We start from the raw sequence: 16,609 nt of genomic DNA on the forward strand, positions 1-16,609 counted from the left end.
CGACCGGGTGAGTGCACCTGCGGCGGTACGGCTCACGGCCCGCGAGCGGCGGCGGCGGGCCGTCACCGGGGGCGGGTCGCGCTCGGCGCCGGCCCCGCTGCTCCTCCCGGCGCTGGTGGCCGTGGCCTTCCTCGTCATCCCGCTCGTGGGTCTGCTCGTCCGGGCGCCGTGGTCCGACGCGTGGCGGATCCTCCACGGGTCGCAGGCCGCCGAGGCGCTGCGGCTGTCGCTGTGGACCTCGACCGTCGCGACCCTCATCGCCCTCGTCGTCGGCGTGCCGCTGGCGTGGGTGCTGGCCCGTACCGACCTCCCGGGCCTGCGGGTGATCCGGGCCCTGGTCACCCTGCCGCTCGTCCTGCCGCCCGTGGTCGGTGGCGTGGCGCTGCTGCTGGCGTTCGGGCGCAACGGTTTCCTGGGCCGCTACCTCGACCAGTGGTTCGGCATCACGATCCCGTTCAGCTCGACCGCGGTCGTCATGGCCGAGACCTTCGTGGCGATGCCCTTCCTCGTCGTCACCGTGGAGGGGGCGCTGCGGGCCGCGAACCGCGGGTACGAGGAGGCGGCGGCGACCCTCGGCGCACGGCGGATGACGGTCTTCCGGCGGGTCACGCTGCCGATGGTCGCGCCGTCGCTGGCCGCCGGCGCCGTGCTCTGCTGGGCGCGGGCCCTGGGCGAGTTCGGGGCCACCATCACCTTCGCCGGCAGCTTTCCCGGTCGCACCCAGACGATGCCCATCGCCGTGTACTACGCGCTCGAGGCCGACCCGGACGCCGCCATCCTGCTCAGCCTCGTCCTGCTCCTCGTCTCCGTGGCCGTCCTCGTCGGGCTGCGCGACCGCTGGCTGCGCAGCGGTGCGGCATGACGGGCACCCGGCCGCCGGGCGCGGGCCTGTCCGTCGAGGCCGAGGTCGTGCGGGGTCCGTTCACCCTCCGGGCGGCGGTGACGGCCGCGGCCGGCGAGGTGGTGGCCGTGCTCGGCCCGAACGGCTCGGGCAAGTCGACGCTGCTGGGGGCGCTCGCCGGGCTCGTGCCGCTGTCCGCCGGTCGGGTCACCCTCGACGGCAGCGTGTTCGACGACGCCACCGACGGCACGTTCGTCGAGGCCGCCCAGCGCCCGGTGGGCTTCGTCTTCCAGGACTACCGGCTCTTCCCGCACCTCTCGGTGCTCGACAACGTCGCGTTCTCGCCGCACGTCCGGGGGATGTCGCGGGGTGCGGCGCGGGCCGTGGCCGCGGGCTGGCTCGACCGGCTCGGGCTGGCCGAGCTGGCCCGCCGCCGACCGGACCGGCTGTCCGGGGGTCAGGCCCAGCGGGTGGCGCTGGCGCGGGCCCTGGCCGGCGACCCGTCCCTGCTGCTCCTCGACGAGCCGCTGTCGGCGCTGGACGCCCGCACCCGGCTCGACGTCCAGACCGAGCTGCGGACCCACCTCGCCGACTTCCCCGGCCCGTGCCTGCTCGTGACCCACGACCCGCTCGAGGCCCTGGTGCTCGCCGACCGGCTCGTCGTGCTCGAGGAGGGGCGGGTCGTCCAGGAGGGCTCGCCGGCCGAGGTCGCGCGCCGGCCGGCGACCGAGTACGTCGCCCGGCTCGTCGGGCTCAACCTGTACCCCGGCACCGCCGACGGTCCGACCGTCACGCTCGAGGCCGGGGGACGTTCGTCGTGCCCGACCACGAGGAGCGCGGGGAGGTGCTCGTCGCCCTGCGGCCCTCGGCCGTCACCGTCAGCACCGCTGCGCCGCAGGCCTCCAGCGCGCGCAACACCTGGCCGGCGACCATCGCGGGGCTGACCCTGCTCACCGACCGGGTCCGCCTCGACCTCGACGGCCGCCCGCCGGTCCTCGTCGACGTGACGCCGGCCGCCGTCGCCGAGCTCGACCTGTCGCCCGGCCGCGAGGTCTGGCTGTCGGCCAAGGCCGTCGACCTCGAGGTCTACGGCCGCACCCACGACGACGGCTGACGCCCGGACCTCACCGCCCGCGGTCAGAGCGGCCGGTGCATCACGTGCAGGCCGACCCGTCCGTGCCGTCGTGACTCGAAGGCCTCCGGCACGGTGCCGACGACCACGAAGCCGAGCGAGCGCCAGAGGGCCACGGCCGCGGTGTTGGTCTCGACGACCGCGTTGAACTGCATCGCGGTGTGGCCCGCGGCGCGGGCGTGCGCGAGCACCCACTCGCCGAGGGCGCGGCCGACACCCCGACCCCGTGCGGTCTCGGCGACCATGAACGACGCCGTGGCCACGTGGGCGCCGCGTCCCGGCCGGTTGGGCCCGGTCTTCGCCGAGCCGAGCAGCGCCCCGGTCCCCTCGTCGACGGCCACGACCGTGAGACCGGGTGGTGCCTCGACCCACAGGGCCTCGATCTCGGTGTCACCGAGGTCCTCGGGGTACGCGTACGTCTCGCCGTCGTCGACGACGGCGTGGAAGAGCGGGAGGAACGCCGGGAGGTCGGTGGCGACGAAGGGACGGATGAGCACGCCCCGAGGGTAGGCCCGGCGGGCTCAGGCCTCGTGCGGCGGCCGCAGGTGCATCCACGGCCGGGTGAGCGAGAAGCGCCGGCCGGTCAGCTCGTCGACCGTGATGGCCACGACGTTGAGCTTGACGGTGTCGACCCAGGGCCGCAGCGGAAGCTCCTCGGTCTCGTCGGCCTCGGCGCCGTCGAGGGTGCGCGCGCGGCCGCGGACGACGACGCTGCGGGCCTCCTCGTCGTCGATCTCGTCGATCTCGAAGGCGACGTCGGCGTTCATCGTCAGGCCGAGGAGCTTGCTGCCCTCGGCCGTGCGGACGACGATGCGGTCCTGGGCGTCGATGGCGTAGTTGATCGGCGTGATGTGCACCTCGTCGGCCAGGTGGAAGGCCAGCCGCCCGAACTCGTTGCCGCGCAACATCGCCCACGATTCCTCGCGGGACAGCGTGGTGACCGGTGACTCGCTCATGGATGCCTCCTGCGGCGCCTCGGGACCAACTACTACGAAGTGTAGTGGGAAACCTCTCCGGTGTCCGCCCCGGGCCGTGTGATGTGGGCGTAGTCTCCCGACCGTGGAGGACACGCGCGTCGAGGAGGTCGTCGTCGTGGGCGCCGGGCCGGGTGGGCTGGCGGTCGCCGCGGCGCTGCGGACCCGGGGGTCGACGCGCTCGTCGTCGACCGGGCCCGGCAGGTCGGGGAGTCGTGGCGCAACCACTACGACCGCCTGCACCTGCACACCCCACGGGGCTGGTCGCACCTCCCGGGGTACCGCATCCCGCGCCGGTTCGGCCGCTGGGTCGCCCGTGCCGACGTCGTGCGCTACCTCGAGGAGTACGCCGACCACCACCGGGTGCGGCTGCGGCTCGGCACCCCCGTCGAACGGGTGGAGCGGGTCGGGGCGGGAGCGCCCGACGGCGCCCGCTGGACGGTGCGCCTCGGTGACGGCTCGAGCGTCGCGGCCCGGCACGTCGTCGTCGCGACCGGCTACAACCACACGCCCGTCGAGCCCTCGTGGCCCGGCCTCGACACCTTCACCGGCGAGCTCGTGCTCGCCCGTGACTACCGCACCGGGCGTCCGTGGGCCGGCCGCGACGTGCTCGTCGTCGGCACCGGGAACACGGGCACCGAGATCGCCACCGACCTCGCCGAGCAGGGCGCGACCCGGGTCTGGCTCGCCGTCCGGACGCCCCCGCACATCCTGTCCCGCACCCGTTTCGGGGTGCCGGCCCAGGCCACCGGCATCGCCGTCCGCCGGCTGCCCCCGAAGGTCGTCGACCGCGTCGCCGGCGTGCTGGCGGTCGTCCAGGAGCCCGACCTCTCCGAGCACGGGATGCCCCGCGCCGGCCGCGACCTGTACTCCCGCGTGCTCGACGGGCGCATCCCGGTGCAGGACGTCGGGGTCGTGGCGGCCATCCGGGCCGGACGCGTCGAGCCGGTCGCCGCGGTCGAGTCGCTCGACGGCGGCGAGGTGGTGCTGGCCGACGGCACCCGGGTGTCACCGGACGTCGTCGTCGTCGCCACCGGCTACCGCGCCGGGCTCGAGCCGCTCGTGGGCCACCTCGACGTGCTCGGCGAGCGGGGCCTGCCCGTCACGCACGGCGCCGAGCCGTCGCCGACCGCGCCCGGCCTGTGGTTCACCGGGTACACCAACCCCATCTCCGGGATGCTGCGCGAGCTGGCCATCGACGCCCAGAAGATCGCCCGGGCCGTCACCCGCACCTGACCGTTGCGCCGTCGCCCAGCTCCGTCAGGGTGTCCTCCCGAGATCCGGTCGCCGCGTCAGGGATCCCGGTCGTTGGGTCAGGGATCCCGGTCGGAGCGACTGCAGTTCTGGCACCCACCACCTGGTCCCGGCGGGCCTCATCCCGCGAGGCGCTCGACCTCGAGAGTGAAGCCGTGGGCGCGCAGGCGGTGCACGAGCGGCATGCCGAGCGCGGTCGCCGGCGTCAGCACCCCGGACGTGTCGGGCAGCCCGGCGTCGTCCTCGGCGAGGGCGAGCGCGGCCTGCCCGAGCATCACCGCGGTGCCGGAGTAGCCCGGGTCGTACGGTGCCGCCACGGTGGCCCGGTACCGGGCGCCGTCGGTCGCCTCGGCCGTGACCTCCATCCGGAAGCGCCCGGAGCCCATCGCCTCCTCGCTCGGACCCTCGCCCGGCGCGGGCAGCACCCGGTCGAGCACCGCCCGGGTCGGGGCGAAGGCCATCCCGGCGAGGCCGGCGAGCAGGCCGGCCGAGACCACACCGGCGGTCACGGCCCCGCGCGGACCGCTGCCGTAGTCGGAGTACTCGGTGTAGCGGAACCCGTTGCCGTAGTGGAGCAGTGACGCCGACCGGGCGACGATGCGGGTGTTGAAGGCGGCCATGACGAACGGGCCCGTGAAGTGGTCGTTGTCGGGGTCGCGGCGCACCGGCGAGGCCTTGACGACGCGGTCGAGCACGCCGGCGAGCCCGTCGCGGCGAGCACGTGACGACCCGGACGGACGCGGCGGCCGCCCGCCCTCGGCGAGCGCCCACGGGTCGCCGGCGATGCGTCGGGTCGAGGGGTCGGAGCGCATCTCGATGGCCTGGGTGCGGGCCGAGTCGACGGTCCCGCCGCTGAAGCCGCCCTTCATGCTGCGCACCGCGAGCCGGGTCGCCCCGAGCTCGGCGCCGTCGGCCCGGGCGGCGTCGGCGCAGAGCATCACCCCGAGGTCGCTGGGGATCGAGTCGAAGCCGCACGCGTGGACGATGCGGGCGCCCGACAGCATCGCCGGCTCGTGGTTGGCGCCGACGCTGCGGTGGACGAAGAGGACCTCGCCGGTGAGGTCGCAGTAGTGGGTGCCCGCCTCCGCGCATGCGGCGGCCAGCGGCACACCGAACTTCGCGTACGGACCCACCGTGGTGACCACGACGCGGGTCCGCGCCGCGAGGTCGCCGACGGCGGCCTCGTCGAGCGCGTCGACGACGAGCAACGGCCACTCGGAAGCGCTGTCCCCCAACGACGCCCGCACGTCCTCGAGCCTCGTCCGGGAGCGGCCGGCGAGGCCGATGCGCACCCCGTCCGGCGCGTTGTCGGCGAGGTGCCGGGCGGTGAGCCGCCCGACGAACCCGGTGGCGCCGAAGAGGACGATGTCGAGCTCGCGAGCGGCGGTGGTCATCCCGTCACCCTACGGGCGCGACCCGCCCGGGGTCAGGCCGTGGCGCCCGGGTACGTCGTCGCGAGGGCCGCGGCGTACCGACCGCGGGCCTGCGCGCCCTGCTCGGGTGCGGCCGGGTCGACGGTGGCCTCGACGGCCAGCGGCCACTCGGGAGCCGACGGCCCGCCCCGAGCGCCCACGCGGCCTGGCGGGCGGCGCCCACGGCCACGTACTCGCCGGGCGCCGGCACGGCCACGGGGGCGCCGAACAGGTCGGGGGCGATGCGGCGCACCGCGGTGGAGGCGGCGGCCCCCCGATGAGCAGCACCCGGTCGACCGCGCAGCCGGCGTCGCGCACGGCGTCGACGGCACTCGCCAGCCCGAGGAGCATCCCCTCGACGACGGCCCGGGCGAGGTTCTCGGGAGTGGCGTTGCCGCGCGTGATGCCGTGCAGCGCACCGGTGGCCGTCGGGAGGTTGGGGGTGCGCTCACCGTCGAGGAAGGGCAGGAGGGTCAGCCCGCCGGCGCCCGGTTCGGCGGCGAGGGCCAGCCGGTCGAGCCCTGCGTGGTCGACCCCGAGCATCGAGGCACCGGCGGTGAGCACCCGGGCCGCGTTGAGCGTGCAGACGAGCGGGAGGAAGCCGTCCTCGGCGTCGGCGAAGGACTGGACGAAGCCGCGCGGGTCGGCCGTCGGGCGGTCGTGGCGGGCGAACGCAGTGCCGCTGGTGCCGAGCGAGACCACGACGTCGCCGGGGCGCAGCCCGAGGCCGAGCGCCGCCCCCATGTTGTCGCCGGTGCCGGGGGCCACGGCCAGTCCGTCGCGCGTGCGACCGACGACCTCGGACGGGCCGGCGACCCGCGGCACGGCGAGGTCGCGGCCGGCGGCCATCCGCAGCAGGTCGGGCCGGTACTCGCGCGTGGCGGCGTCGAAGTACCCCGTGCCGGAGGCGTCCCCGGCGTCGGTGGTCCACTCCGCGAAGCCACCGCCGGCGGCGAGGATGCGCCCGGTCAGCCAGTCGTGGGGCAGCACGACCCGGGCGGCGCGCTCCATCGAGGCGGGCTCGTGGTCGCGCACCCAGCGCAGCTTGGCGGCGGTGATCGCGGCGAGCGGGACGATGCCGACCGCATCGGCCCAGTCCTGCGCCCCGCCGAGCTCGTCGACGAGGTCGCGCGCGGTGCCGGCCGAGCGGGTGTCGTTCCACAGCAACGCCGGCCGCACGACCTCGTCGGCGTCGTCGAGCAGGACCATCCCGTGCTGCTGGCCACCGACCGCGAGCGCCTGCACGCCGTCGAGCAGCCCGCCGGAGGTCGCCTCCTCCCAGGCCCGCCACCAGTGGGCGGGGTCGACCTCCGTGGCGTCGGGATGGGTCCCGCGACCGATCCGGACGACCTCCCCGGTCTCGGCGTCGCACACGGCGACCTTGCACGACTGGGTGGAGGTGTCGACCCCGGCGACGAGCGGGCGGGTGGACATGGTCTCGGCCTTTCGGGGGAGTTTGGCGGCGAGGGCTCAGGTGAACGATAATCCGCTCACGTGAGAGTGCGGAGGACGGGCCCGTGATCGAGACCGAGTCCCTCCGGGCGACCGACGCGGTGCTCGCGTCCGAGGCCGCCCGCCGGTACTACCTCGCCGGCGAGAGCAAGGTCGACATCGCCGCGGCGATGCACATCAGCCGGTTCAAGGTCGCCCGGCTGCTCGAGGCGGCCCGCGCCGCCGGCATCGTGCGCATCGAGATCGTCGACCGCGGCGGGGTCGACGGCGAGCTGTCGACCCGGCTGCGCACCGCGTTCGGTCTGCGCCGCTGCGTCGTCGTCGACTGCCCCGACGACGCCCCGCGGCTGCGCGCCCACGTCGGGTCGGCGGGCGCCGACGTGCTCCTCGACGTCGTGGGTCCGGACGACGTCCTCGGCCTGCCGTGGGCCCGCACCGTGAGCGCGATGCTCGAGGCGCTGCCCGCCCTGCCGCCCGTCCCGGTGGTCCAGCTGAGCGGCTCGATGGCCATCCCCGGCGAGCACAGCCCCGTCGACATGGTCCGGGCCGCCGCCGCCCTCGCCGGACAGGACGCCAACGTCTTCTACGCGCCGTTCATCCTCGACGACGCCGAGAGCGCGGCGGCCCTGCGCCGCCAGCCGGCCGTCGCGGCGGCCATGGCCGAGGTCGACCGGGTCACCGTCGCCGTCATGAGCATCGGGGCCTGGGTGCCGGGCCACTCGACCATCCACGACGCCGTCGACGACGCCGTGCGGGCCGACGTCGCCGCCACGGGTGCCGTCGGGGAGGCGCTGGGGGTGTTCGTCGACGCCGAGGGCCGCGCCGTGCACCCCGAGCTCGTCGACCGGATGGTCACCATCGGGGCGGAGCAGCTGCGGCGGGTGCCCGAGCGGGTGGCGCTGGCCACCGGGGCCACCAAGGTCGCGGCCGTGCACGCCTTCCTCACCGGCGGCTGGGCGACGACCCTCGTCACCGACCGGTCGCTGGCCACCGCCCTGGCCCGCCGCGCCGGCGCCTGATCCGGCCCCCCGGCAGCGACCGTGGGTGAACCCGCCGCGCATCCGGCGGCGTGTCCACCCACGTTCGCGGGGGCGCCGAGCGTCGGTCCTTCCCGTACGGCGTCGAGTGCGCTTATCTTTAGCCCGTGAATCCAACGGGCCCAGCGCCGGGCTCGCAGGCCTCCCTCCGGGAGATGAACCGCCTGCGGGTCCTCGACGCCGTCCGCGAGCACGGTGCCCTGACCCAGGTCGAGATCGCCGGCGTCACCGGCCTGTCCGCCGCGAGCGTCTCGAACCTCGTCAAGGAGCTCGACCTCGCGGGCGCCGTGCAGCTGCGCCCGAGCATCCGCAACGGCCGCCGGGCCACCCAGGTCTCGGTCGCCACCTCGACCGGGCTCGTCGGCGCCGCCGTGTTCGGCGACCGCGACATCCGGGTCGCCGTGGCCACCGGTCCCGGCGACATCATCAGCCAGAAGCGGATGCCGCTGCCTGCCGACCACCACGCCGACGAGGGGATGGCCCGGGCCACCCGGCTCATCCAGGAGCTCGCGGAGAACACCGGCCGGACCGCCGGCGACCTGCGCGCGCTCGTCGTCGGCCTGCCCGCCCCCATCGACACCGTCTCGGGCGAGGTCGGGTCCGAGGGGGTGCTGCCGGGGTGGCGCGGGGTCGCGGTCGGCCAGGCGATGCAGGACGCCCTCGGCGTGCCGGTGCAGCTCGAGAACACGGCGAACCTCGCCGCCGTCGGCGAATTCAAGCTCGGTGCGCTGCAGGGCATCTCGAACGGCGTGTTCCTCAAGGTGTCGTACGGCGTGGGGGCCGGCCTGATCATCGGCGGCGAGCTCTTCCGCGGGAGCGCGGGGACGGCCGGCGAGATCGGCCACGTGACCATCGACGAGAACGGCCCGATCTGCCGGTGCGGCAACCGGGGATGCCTCGACACCTTCGTCGGGGCCCGCGCGGTGCTCGCCGCCCTCCGACCCAGCCACGGCACGCTCACCCTCCGCGACGTCATCGGTCGCGCCCTCGACGGCGACCCGGGCTGCCGCCGGGTGCTCGAGGACTCCGGCCGCCACCTGGGGGTCGCGCTCGCCGGGGTCGTCAACCTGCTCAACCCGCAGGTCGTCGCGCTCGGCGGCCAGGTGGCCCGGGTCGGCGAGATCCTCCTCGACCCGATGCGCGAGGCCATCGAGCGCTGCGCCATCCCCAGCGCGGCCGCCTCGGTCGAGGTCCGCGTCGGCCTGCTGCCCCCCGAGGAGGCCGACGTGCGCGGCGCGCTCGCCGTCGCCGACCAGCTGCGGGAGGAGGCCGACCGAGCCGCCCTCGCGGTGGGCTGAGCGTCGTGACCGAATCGTTGTCGTCCACCCTTGTCTTCAAACCTTGACGTCAAGGCGTGAACCGAGTTGAATCCGGAATGACCGCACCAGAGAGGCTGCGGACGTCAGGCACAGGAGAGACACATGACCACTCGACTCACCCGCTTCGCCGGTGCCACGCTGGCGCTCGGTCTCACCGTGGCCGGCCTGGCCGCCTGCGGTGACGACAGCTCCGGCGGTGGCTCGAGCACCAGCTCCGGCTCGGGCTCGGGCGGCGCGAAGAAGATCGCCCTGCTCCTCCCCGAGAACAAGACGGCCCGCTACGAGGCGTTCGACCGCCCGATGTTCGAGGCCGCCGTCAAGGCCGCCTGCGCGGACTGCGAGGTCGTCTACAGCAACGCCGAGCAGGACGCCGCGAAGCAGCAGCAGCAGGCCGAGGCCGCCATCACCCAGGGCGTCAACGTCCTCGTCCTCGACGCCGTCGACGGCAAGTCGGCCGCGACGATCGTCCAGAACGCCAAGTCCCAGGGCGTCCCGGTCATCGCCTACGACCGCTTCGTCGCCGGCTCGGACTACTACGTCTCCTTCGACAACCAGAAGGTCGGCCAGCTGCAGGGCACCGGCCTCGTCGACGCGATGAAGGCCGCGGGCAAGACCAGCGGCGACATCGTCATGATCAACGGCTCGCCGACCGACGCCAACGCCGCCGACTTCAAGAAGGGCGCGCACAGCGTCCTCGACAGCAGCGGCTACACCGTCAAGGCCGAGTACGACACCCCCGACTGGAGCCCGGACAAGGCCCAGTCGTGGATGGAGGGCCAGGTCGGCTCCGTCAAGGGCAACCTCGTCGGCGTCTACGCCGCCAACGACGGCACCGCCGGTGGCGCCATCGCCGCCCTCAAGGGTGGCGGCGTCAACCCGCTGCCCCCGGTCACCGGTCAGGACGCCGAGCTCGCCGCCATCCAGCGGATCATCGCCGGCGACCAGGCGCTGACCATCTACAAGGCCATCAAGCCGCAGGCCGAGGACGCCGCGAAGAACGCGATCGCCCTGGCCAACAAGCAGAAGCCGAGCTCGTCTGCCGACAAGGAGGGCGTCCCCGCCACCCTGCTCGACCCGGTCGTCGTCACCCAGAAGAACATCAAGGACACGATCATCGCCGACGGCTTCTACAAGGCCAGCGACATCTGCACCGCCGAGTACGCCGCCGCGTGCACCAAGCTCGGCATCAGCTGACCTTCTCCTCCCGATCCCTCACGAAGGAGTGAGCCGACCGTGACCACCACCACCCCGGCACCCGTGCTCTCGATGACCGGTGTGTCGAAGCGCTTCGGAGCTGTCCAGGCGCTCAAGGACATCGAGTTCCACGTCGGTGCCGGGGAGGTGGTGGCCCTCGTCGGAGACAACGGCGCGGGCAAGTCCACCCTCGTCAAGGCCATCGCCGGCGTCTACACCCCCGACGAGGGTGACGTCACCTTCGACGGCAGCCACGTCGAGATCACCACCCCCGCCCAGGCCCAGGCCCTCGGCATCGCCACCGTCTTCCAGGACCTCGCGCTCTGCGACAACCTCGACGTCGTCGGCAACCTCTTCCTCGGCAACGAGGTCCTCCGGGGCCGCGCCCTCGACGAGGTGACGATGGAGCAGGAGTCCTGGCGGCTGCTGCGCGAGCTGAGCGCGAAGATCCCCAGCGTCCGCATCCCGGTCGCCAGCCTCTCCGGCGGCCAGCGGCAGACGGTCGCCATCGCGCGCTCGCTGCTCGGGGCGCCCAAGGTCGTCATGCTCGACGAGCCGACCGCCGCCCTCGGTGTGGCCCAGACCGCCGAGGTCCTCAACCTCGTGGAACGGCTGCGCGAGAAGGGACTCGGGGTCATCCTCATCAGCCACAACATGAGCGACGTCATGGCCGTCGCCGACCGGGTCGCCGTCCTGCGGCTGGGCCGCAACAACGGCGACTTCCGGGTCGCCGACACCAACAGCCAGGAGATCATCGCGGCCATCACCGGCGCGACGACCAACGCCGTCACCGCCCGGGCTGCCCGCCGGGCCCCGCAGGAGGAGCAGTCGTGACCGCCTCGCAGACCCCCGCCCCCGCCGACCCCACGGCCGCCGCGGCCCTGCCGGCCGACCTCCAGGACGAGCGGCTCATCGCCTCGCAGGGGTTCGGCGGCTGGGCCTCGGCCACCTGGGGCCGCATCCGCTCCGGCGACCTCGGCTCGCTGCCGGTCGTCGTCGGCCTCGTCATCATCTGGGCGGTCTTCTACGCCCTCAACCCGGCCTTCATCAGCAGCCGCAACCTCGTCAACCTCACGCTGCAGATGGTGCCGATCGGCGTGCTCGCCATCGGTGTCGTCCTCGTGCTCCTGCTCGGCGAGATCGACCTGTCGATCGGGTCGATGTACGGCCTGTCCGGCGCCGTGCTCGTCGTCCTGTTCGTCAACCAGGGCATGAGCGTGTGGGTGGCGGTCATCGCCGCGCTCGCGGCCGGCGCCGTCGTCGGGCTCGTCTACGGGTTGCTGTTCAACCGGTTCGGCGTCCCGAGCTTCGTCATCACCCTCGCCGGCCTGCTCGTGCTGCTCGGTCTGCAGATCCGCACGCTCGGCAAGGACGGCACGGTCAACCTGCCGTTCGAGTCCTCGCTCGTGCAGTTCGCGTCGCAGAAGTTCCTGCCGCACTGGCTGGCCTACACGCTGGCCGTCGTCGTGCCGCTCGTCTACCTGCTGGCCCGGCTGCGCACCAACCAGCGGCGCACCTCGGCCGGCCTGTCGGCCGCACCGGTGGTTGCCCTCGCGGTGCGCGCCGCCCTGCTCGCGGTGGCCCTCGTCGTCATCACCTACCTGCTCCAGCGCGACCGCGGCCTGTCGTACATGGTCGTGCTGTTCGTCGTGCTCGTCGTCGTCATGGACCTCGCCGTCCGGCGCACGACGTGGGGGCGCTCGGTGCTCGCGATCGGCGGCAACGTCGAGGCGGCCCGGCGCGCCGGCATCAAGGTCAAGCGGGTCTACCTCAGCGTCTTCGTGCTCTGCTCGACCTTCGCGGCGCTCGGCGGCATCCTCGGGGCCGCCCGGCTCGCCTCGGCGAACCAGAGCAGCGGCGGCGCCGACACCAACCTCAACGCCATCGCGGCGGCGGTCATCGGCGGCACCTCGCTCTTCGGCGGGCGCGGCTCGGCCTACTCGGCGCTGCTCGGCATCCTCGTCATCTACTCGATCAGCAACGGCCTGGCCCTGCTGTCGGTCTCCGCGGACGTGCGGTACGTCGTCACCGGCGCCGTCCTCCTGCTCGCGGTCGTCATCGACAGCCTGAGCCGGCGCAGCCGCGCGGCGCACGGCCGAGCCTGACCTCGACCGTCCGGACCGACCCCCGGGGCCTGCGCCCCGGGGGTCGGTCGCGTCCACGTAGCATCGCCGGATGGCCCTGACCGACCTCTCGCGCTGCTCGGCCGCGGCCCGCGACCGTGCCGAGCCCCTCGCCGGCAGCGCTCCCGTGGCCAGCCGCTGGCTGCTCGTCGAGCACCCCGGCCCCTGGGCCAAGACCCCCCTCGAGACCCCTCCGTTCCTCGGCCGGGTCGGCGAGCAGGTCGAGGCGACCTGCGCGTCGTTCGGCGGGCGGGCCCTCCTCGTGCGTCGCCAGGGCCGGCGCGGCTCCGAGCCCGGCGCCCGGCAGTGGTTCGCCGTCGACACCGTGCGCGGCACCTGGGTGCGGGGCACGTGGCGCACCGGAGAGGACGTGCTCGCCGCCGCCCGGTCCCTCGGCACCGAGCTGAGCGGCAGCGACACCGACGCCGAGCCGATGCTCCTCGTCTGCACGCAGGGCACGCGTGACGCCTGCTGCGCGGTGCGCGGTCGACCGATCGCCGCGACCCTCGACCGCGAGTGGCCCGAGGAGGTGTGGGAGTGCACGCACCTCGGGGGCCACCGGTTCGCGGGCACGATGCTCAGCCTCCCCGACGGCGCCTGCTACGGGTACCTCGACGCCGAGCACGCCGTCGACCTCGTCGGCGCCCACAGGGACGGTCGGGTCGCCGCGAGGCACCTGCGGGGCGTCACCCGCTGGGAGCCGGCCGTGCAGGCCGCGCTGGCGGCGGTGCTCGTCGAGCACGGACCGGCCGGGCTCGACGACGCCGTGCCGGGACGGGTGGACGCCGGTCCCGACGGTCGGACGCGGGTCGAGGTGCTCGGCTCCGGGCCGGTGCCCGATCGCGTCGTCGTGGAGGTCGTCGCCGAGACCGTCACCGGCTTCGCCCTCAGCTGTGGCGCCGGCCCGAAACCCGCTGTCGTGCACCGGGCGACGCTGCTGCGGGACTGAGCCGCAGGTCGTTTCCGACGGTTGCTCCCGACGGCCGCCGCCGGGGGGTCACGGTGCGGTCGCGGACGGTGCGGCCGGGACGTCGGCGACCGAGAGCGCCGCGCCGGCCGAGCAGGTGCGTGAGGGGTCGGCGGCGCGCCGGTCGACCCGGTCGCCGTTGGTGATCGAGACGTCGTCGTACGCGGGCCGTCCCTCGATGACGTCGCGGAAGCGGTAGCGGGTCAGCGAGGAGAGCCGGCAGTCGGTGCCGAAGGTCAGCACGTCGAACGACGACGGCTGGCCGACGAGCTCCTCCCCGCCCTGGTCGGCGAGGAAGTGGCTGAGCGGCCCGCCGCCGGTGAAGGTGCCGACCTGGATGCGGTTGCCCTCGAGGTCGGTCGAGTGCATGTGCCCGTTGAGCAGCACCCCGGCCGAGAGCCCCTCGACGGCCCAGGGCTCGTGGCTGACGACGACGTCCGGCTCGGGGCGTCCCGAGAAGGCCTGCTGGAACGCCGCCTTCGCCGGGAGCTGCTTGACCCGGGAGCCGGTGCCGGAGTCGCCGAACCACCGGGGGTCGTTGAAGCCGGCGATGGTCACCCCGCCGACCGTGACCTCCCGGTACCCACCGTCCGGCGGCTGGAGGAGCGTGACGTTGGGGATGCGGGCCATCCGCTCGAGCACCGCGGTGTCGGTGGCGCTCGTCGCGTCGTGGTTGCCCCGGACGAAGAGGTAGGGCACGCCGAGCGACTGGATGCCGCTGAAGATGCCGGCCGCCTGGCCCTCCGCGACGGTGCCGAAGTTCACGAGGTCGCCGCCGTCGACGACGAGGTCGATGCTCTCCTCCTGGACGATCGTGCGCATCAGCGAGTACTGGTTCCCGCCGTGGACGTCGCTGACGAACAGCACACGCAGCGCGGGGTCGGCCTCGAGCGAGCCGGCGGCGTACTTCTGCTGCAGGGCGGTCGAGAGGGCGAGCAGGTTCCGCAGGTAGGGCGTCACCTGGGCGGCGCGCGTCTCGACGTCGCCGAGCAGGCCCTGGTTGCGCTGGAGGGTGCCGAGCACCTCGGTGGCCTGGAAGGTGCCCTGCCGGCTCGGCTGGTAGGTCGTGTAGATGGCGGCCGTCGTGCCGAGGGTGGCCACGGTCCACGCGGCGACGGCGGCCCCGACGAGCGCGCGCGGCGGGCGGCGACGGCGGGCGACGGACCAGGTGACGAGGACGGCGAGGCCCGGCAGCAGCGCCCCGAGGGCGAACCGCGCGACGACGTCGACGGCCGCCCCGCGGATGGCGGTGTTCAGCTCCTCGGGGCCGGGGCGCAGGCTGGCCAGGCTCACCCCCGGCCGCGAGAGGGCGTCGGTGATGTTGGCCCGCACCTGCGGCACCACCCGCACCCCCGGCGCCACCCCCGTGAAGCCCAGCCGGACGTCGCCGAACGTCGTCTCGGCGACGAGGTCGCCGGCGCTGCGCGGGTCGCCGGTCAGCGACACCGACGCCTGGTAGTTGCGCGTCTCGGCCGTCGCGGGGGCGAGGGAGGTCGCGCCGAGCCCGGCCCCGATGCCGGCCGCCGTGAGCAGGACGACCCCGAGCGCGTGCCGCAGCCGGTGCGACCCGAGCCGGTGCCCGGCCGACCACCACACCCCCGTCGCGGTGATCAGCGGCCAGAGGACGGTGAGCGCCGCGACGACCCTCTCGTGCAGGCCGAAGGTGCCTCCGCCGGCCCCGACGGCGAGCGACGCGACGGCCACGAGGAGCACGCCGCCGGCCGGCCGCGCCACCCGGGGCGCGAGCACCGGGGGTCCGTCGCGGCGCGCGGCGAACACCGGCCACAGCGCGAGCAGCAGGAAGGACGCGGTGGCCACGACGGTGTGCGCGGCCGAGGACTCGGTGCGTGACGGCAGCGGCAGCAGGGCGACGAGCAGGGTGGCGACGCCTCCGGCGGCCAGCAGGCCCCGCCCCACGACGCGGGCCGAGCCGAGGGCCCACGCGCTGACGAGGTGGGCGACCCCCGTGACGACGAGCGCGGCCGTCATCACCCACCGGTGCGGCGTCTCGAGGGAGGCGAGCGCGCTGATCGACTCCGTCGTCGGGTCGAACCCGCTGCCGACCAGGTCGGCGGCCCAGGTCCATCCGCCCACGAGCGCGACGACCGCGACCGTCGCGCTGGCGACGGCGGTGCGCAGGTGTCCGTCGGGTCGGGGCATGCCCTCCACCCTAGGTCGCCCCGACCCGCGTCTAGGGTGGCGGCATGTCGCAGCCCGAGCCGCTCCCCGACGCGCTCCGGCGCTCCTTCGACGCCGTCCTGCTCGACATGGACGGCACGCTCATCGACTCCATCGCCGTCGTCGAGCGGTCCTGGCTGCGGTGGTGCGAGGAGTTCGGGGTCGACCCCGCGCGCCTCGTGGGGTCGCACGGCGTGACGGCCGAGAACCTCATCTCCGGGCTGCTGCCCGAGGACCGCCGGGTCGAGGCCTTCGCGCGCATCCGCGAGATCGAGAGCGGGGACGTCGAGGGCATCACCATCCTCCCCGGCGCGGCCGAGCTGCTGCAGGCCCTCGAGGCGGCCGGTGTGCCGACGGCCATCGTCACCAGCTCGACCGACGATCTCGCCGAGGCCCGGCTCACCGCCACCCGGCTGCCGCACCCGGAGGTCGTCGTCACCGCCTCGGACGTGCTGCGCGGCAAGCCGTTCCCCGACCCGTGGCTGCTCGGGGCCGAGCGCCTCGGGGTCGCTCCCGCCGACTGCCTCGTCGTCGAGGACGCCGTCGCGGGGCTGCAGGCCGCCCGGGCCGCGGGCTGCGGGGGCCTCGTGGCCGTCACCACGACGATGCAGCGGGCCGAGCTCGCGGTCGAGGCCGACCTCGTGACGCGCGACCTCGCCGCCCTGCGCGTCGACGCCGTGGACGGGACCTGTCGCGTCCTGGGGTCGGACGCATAGGGTCGGGCCC

The 16,609-nt window shown here is 74.7% G+C and carries 15 protein-coding genes and 1 pseudogene; 11 read left to right on the plus strand and 5 right to left on the minus strand.

Annotation, left to right across the window (positions count from 1 at the left end; translation table 11 throughout):
• Positions 1-7 precede the first annotated feature (7 nt).
• From G7075_RS18040 to G7075_RS21725, 3 genes are read left to right on the plus strand one after another with little or no spacing between them, the layout of a single operon-like run.
• The gene (locus G7075_RS18040) at positions 8-862 is read left to right on the plus strand and encodes an ABC transporter permease (protein WP_205860565.1); all 855 of its coding nucleotides are present in this window, start codon (positions 8-10) and stop codon (positions 860-862) included.
• Complete coding sequence (locus tag G7075_RS18045; RefSeq protein ID WP_240917739.1) at positions 859-1,785, plus strand: ABC transporter ATP-binding protein; 927 nt, start codon at positions 859-861, stop codon at positions 1,783-1,785. The genes G7075_RS18040 and G7075_RS18045 overlap by 4 nt, the downstream gene beginning before the upstream one ends.
• Entirely contained in the window at positions 1,686-1,955 is a 270-nt protein-coding gene (locus tag G7075_RS21725; protein WP_240917740.1) for a TOBE domain-containing protein, read from the plus strand. The genes G7075_RS18045 and G7075_RS21725 overlap by 100 nt, the downstream gene beginning before the upstream one ends.
• 23 nt (positions 1,956-1,978) lie before the next feature.
• On the opposite strand, the gene G7075_RS18050 is transcribed toward G7075_RS21725, so the two are convergent.
• Both G7075_RS18050 and G7075_RS18055 read right to left on the minus strand, forming a co-directional pair.
• A complete protein-coding gene (locus tag G7075_RS18050) occupies positions 1,979-2,470 on the minus strand; it encodes a GNAT family N-acetyltransferase (RefSeq protein WP_166123858.1) in 492 nt (163 codons plus the stop codon).
• Between the two features lie 24 nt (positions 2,471-2,494).
• The gene (locus G7075_RS18055) at positions 2,495-2,929 is read right to left on the minus strand and encodes a pyridoxamine 5'-phosphate oxidase family protein (RefSeq protein WP_166123859.1); all 435 of its coding nucleotides are present in this window, start codon (positions 2,927-2,929) and stop codon (positions 2,495-2,497) included.
• Positions 2,930-3,184: 255 nt separating this feature from the next.
• Between G7075_RS18055 and G7075_RS18060 the strand changes: the two genes are divergently transcribed.
• Positions 3,185-4,183: a flavin-containing monooxygenase gene (locus G7075_RS18060; RefSeq protein WP_371814259.1), complete on the plus strand. Its 999-nt coding sequence runs from the start codon at positions 3,185-3,187 to the stop codon at positions 4,181-4,183.
• A 137-nt stretch (positions 4,184-4,320) separates the two neighbouring features.
• On the opposite strand, the gene G7075_RS18065 is transcribed toward G7075_RS18060, so the two are convergent.
• Together G7075_RS18065 and xylB are read right to left on the minus strand one after the other, a co-directional pair.
• A complete protein-coding gene (locus G7075_RS18065; RefSeq protein ID WP_166123860.1) occupies positions 4,321-5,595 on the minus strand; it encodes a trans-acting enoyl reductase family protein in 1,275 nt (424 codons plus the stop codon).
• Positions 5,596-5,627: 32 nt separating this feature from the next.
• Positions 5,628-7,047, minus strand: a pseudogene (xylB, locus tag G7075_RS18070) (xylulokinase).
• Between the two features lie 83 nt (positions 7,048-7,130).
• Between xylB and G7075_RS18075 the strand changes: the two are divergent.
• The 6 genes from G7075_RS18075 to G7075_RS18100 all read left to right on the plus strand — a co-directional run bounded on the left by G7075_RS18075 (position 7,131) and on the right by G7075_RS18100 (position 13,687).
• Positions 7,131-8,084: a sugar-binding transcriptional regulator gene (locus G7075_RS18075; RefSeq protein ID WP_166123861.1), complete on the plus strand. Its 954-nt coding sequence runs from the start codon at positions 7,131-7,133 to the stop codon at positions 8,082-8,084.
• Positions 8,085-8,257: 173 nt separating this feature from the next.
• On the plus strand, positions 8,258-9,400 hold the full coding sequence (locus G7075_RS18080; RefSeq protein WP_205860566.1) for an ROK family transcriptional regulator: 1,143 nt from the start codon (positions 8,258-8,260) through the stop codon (positions 9,398-9,400).
• A gap of 123 nt (positions 9,401-9,523) precedes the next feature.
• Positions 9,524-10,615: a sugar ABC transporter substrate-binding protein gene (locus tag G7075_RS18085; protein ID WP_166123863.1), complete on the plus strand. Its 1,092-nt coding sequence runs from the start codon at positions 9,524-9,526 to the stop codon at positions 10,613-10,615.
• A gap of 72 nt (positions 10,616-10,687) precedes the next feature.
• On the plus strand, positions 10,688-11,449 hold the full coding sequence (locus G7075_RS18090; RefSeq protein WP_166124488.1) for an ATP-binding cassette domain-containing protein: 762 nt from the start codon (positions 10,688-10,690) through the stop codon (positions 11,447-11,449).
• A complete protein-coding gene (locus G7075_RS18095; protein WP_371814116.1) occupies positions 11,446-12,720 on the plus strand; it encodes a sugar ABC transporter permease in 1,275 nt (424 codons plus the stop codon). Before G7075_RS18090 ends, G7075_RS18095 begins: the two co-directional genes overlap by 4 nt.
• A gap of 70 nt (positions 12,721-12,790) precedes the next feature.
• Entirely contained in the window at positions 12,791-13,687 is an 897-nt protein-coding gene (locus tag G7075_RS18100; RefSeq protein WP_166123864.1) for a sucrase ferredoxin, read from the plus strand.
• Positions 13,688-13,735: 48 nt separating this feature from the next.
• Here the strand turns inward: G7075_RS18100 and G7075_RS18105 are convergent, their stop codons facing one another.
• On the minus strand, positions 13,736-15,865 hold the full coding sequence (locus tag G7075_RS18105; protein ID WP_166123865.1) for a DUF998 domain-containing protein: 2,130 nt from the start codon (positions 15,863-15,865) through the stop codon (positions 13,736-13,738).
• Positions 15,866-15,909: 44 nt separating this feature from the next.
• On the opposite strand from G7075_RS18105, the gene G7075_RS18110 reads away from it, so the two are divergent.
• Positions 15,910-16,599 (plus strand): HAD-IA family hydrolase, encoded by a 690-nt coding sequence (locus G7075_RS18110; protein WP_166123866.1) that lies wholly within the window; start codon positions 15,910-15,912, stop codon positions 16,597-16,599.
• Positions 16,600-16,609 lie beyond the last annotated feature (10 nt).

The sequence above is a fragment of the Phycicoccus sp. HDW14 genome (genome assembly GCF_011383005.1).
Lineage (GTDB): Bacteria > Actinomycetota > Actinomycetes > Actinomycetales > Dermatophilaceae > Phycicoccus.

What these genes read in the sequence shown, in the direction of transcription:
- G7075_RS18110 (WP_166123866.1), top strand. Translation starts at nt 15,910, where the DNA reads ATGTCGCAGCCCGAGCCGCTCCCCGACGCGCTCCGGCGCTCCTTCGAC.
- G7075_RS18085 (WP_166123863.1), top strand. Translation starts at nt 9,524, where the DNA reads ATGACCACTCGACTCACCCGCTTCGCCGGTGCCACGCTGGCGCTCGGT.
- G7075_RS18045 (WP_240917739.1), top strand. Translation starts at nt 859, where the DNA reads ATGACGGGCACCCGGCCGCCGGGCGCGGGCCTGTCCGTCGAGGCCGAG.
- G7075_RS18090 (WP_166124488.1), top strand. Translation starts at nt 10,688, where the DNA reads ATGACCGGTGTGTCGAAGCGCTTCGGAGCTGTCCAGGCGCTCAAGGAC.
- G7075_RS18100 (WP_166123864.1), top strand. Translation starts at nt 12,791, where the DNA reads ATGGCCCTGACCGACCTCTCGCGCTGCTCGGCCGCGGCCCGCGACCGT.
- G7075_RS18080 (WP_205860566.1), top strand. Translation starts at nt 8,258, where the DNA reads ATGAACCGCCTGCGGGTCCTCGACGCCGTCCGCGAGCACGGTGCCCTG.
- G7075_RS18105 (WP_166123865.1), bottom strand. Translation starts at nt 15,865, where the DNA reads ATGCCCCGACCCGACGGACACCTGCGCACCGCCGTCGCCAGCGCGACG.
- G7075_RS18065 (WP_166123860.1), bottom strand. Translation starts at nt 5,595, where the DNA reads ATGACCACCGCCGCTCGCGAGCTCGACATCGTCCTCTTCGGCGCCACC.
- G7075_RS18055 (WP_166123859.1), bottom strand. Translation starts at nt 2,929, where the DNA reads ATGAGCGAGTCACCGGTCACCACGCTGTCCCGCGAGGAATCGTGGGCG.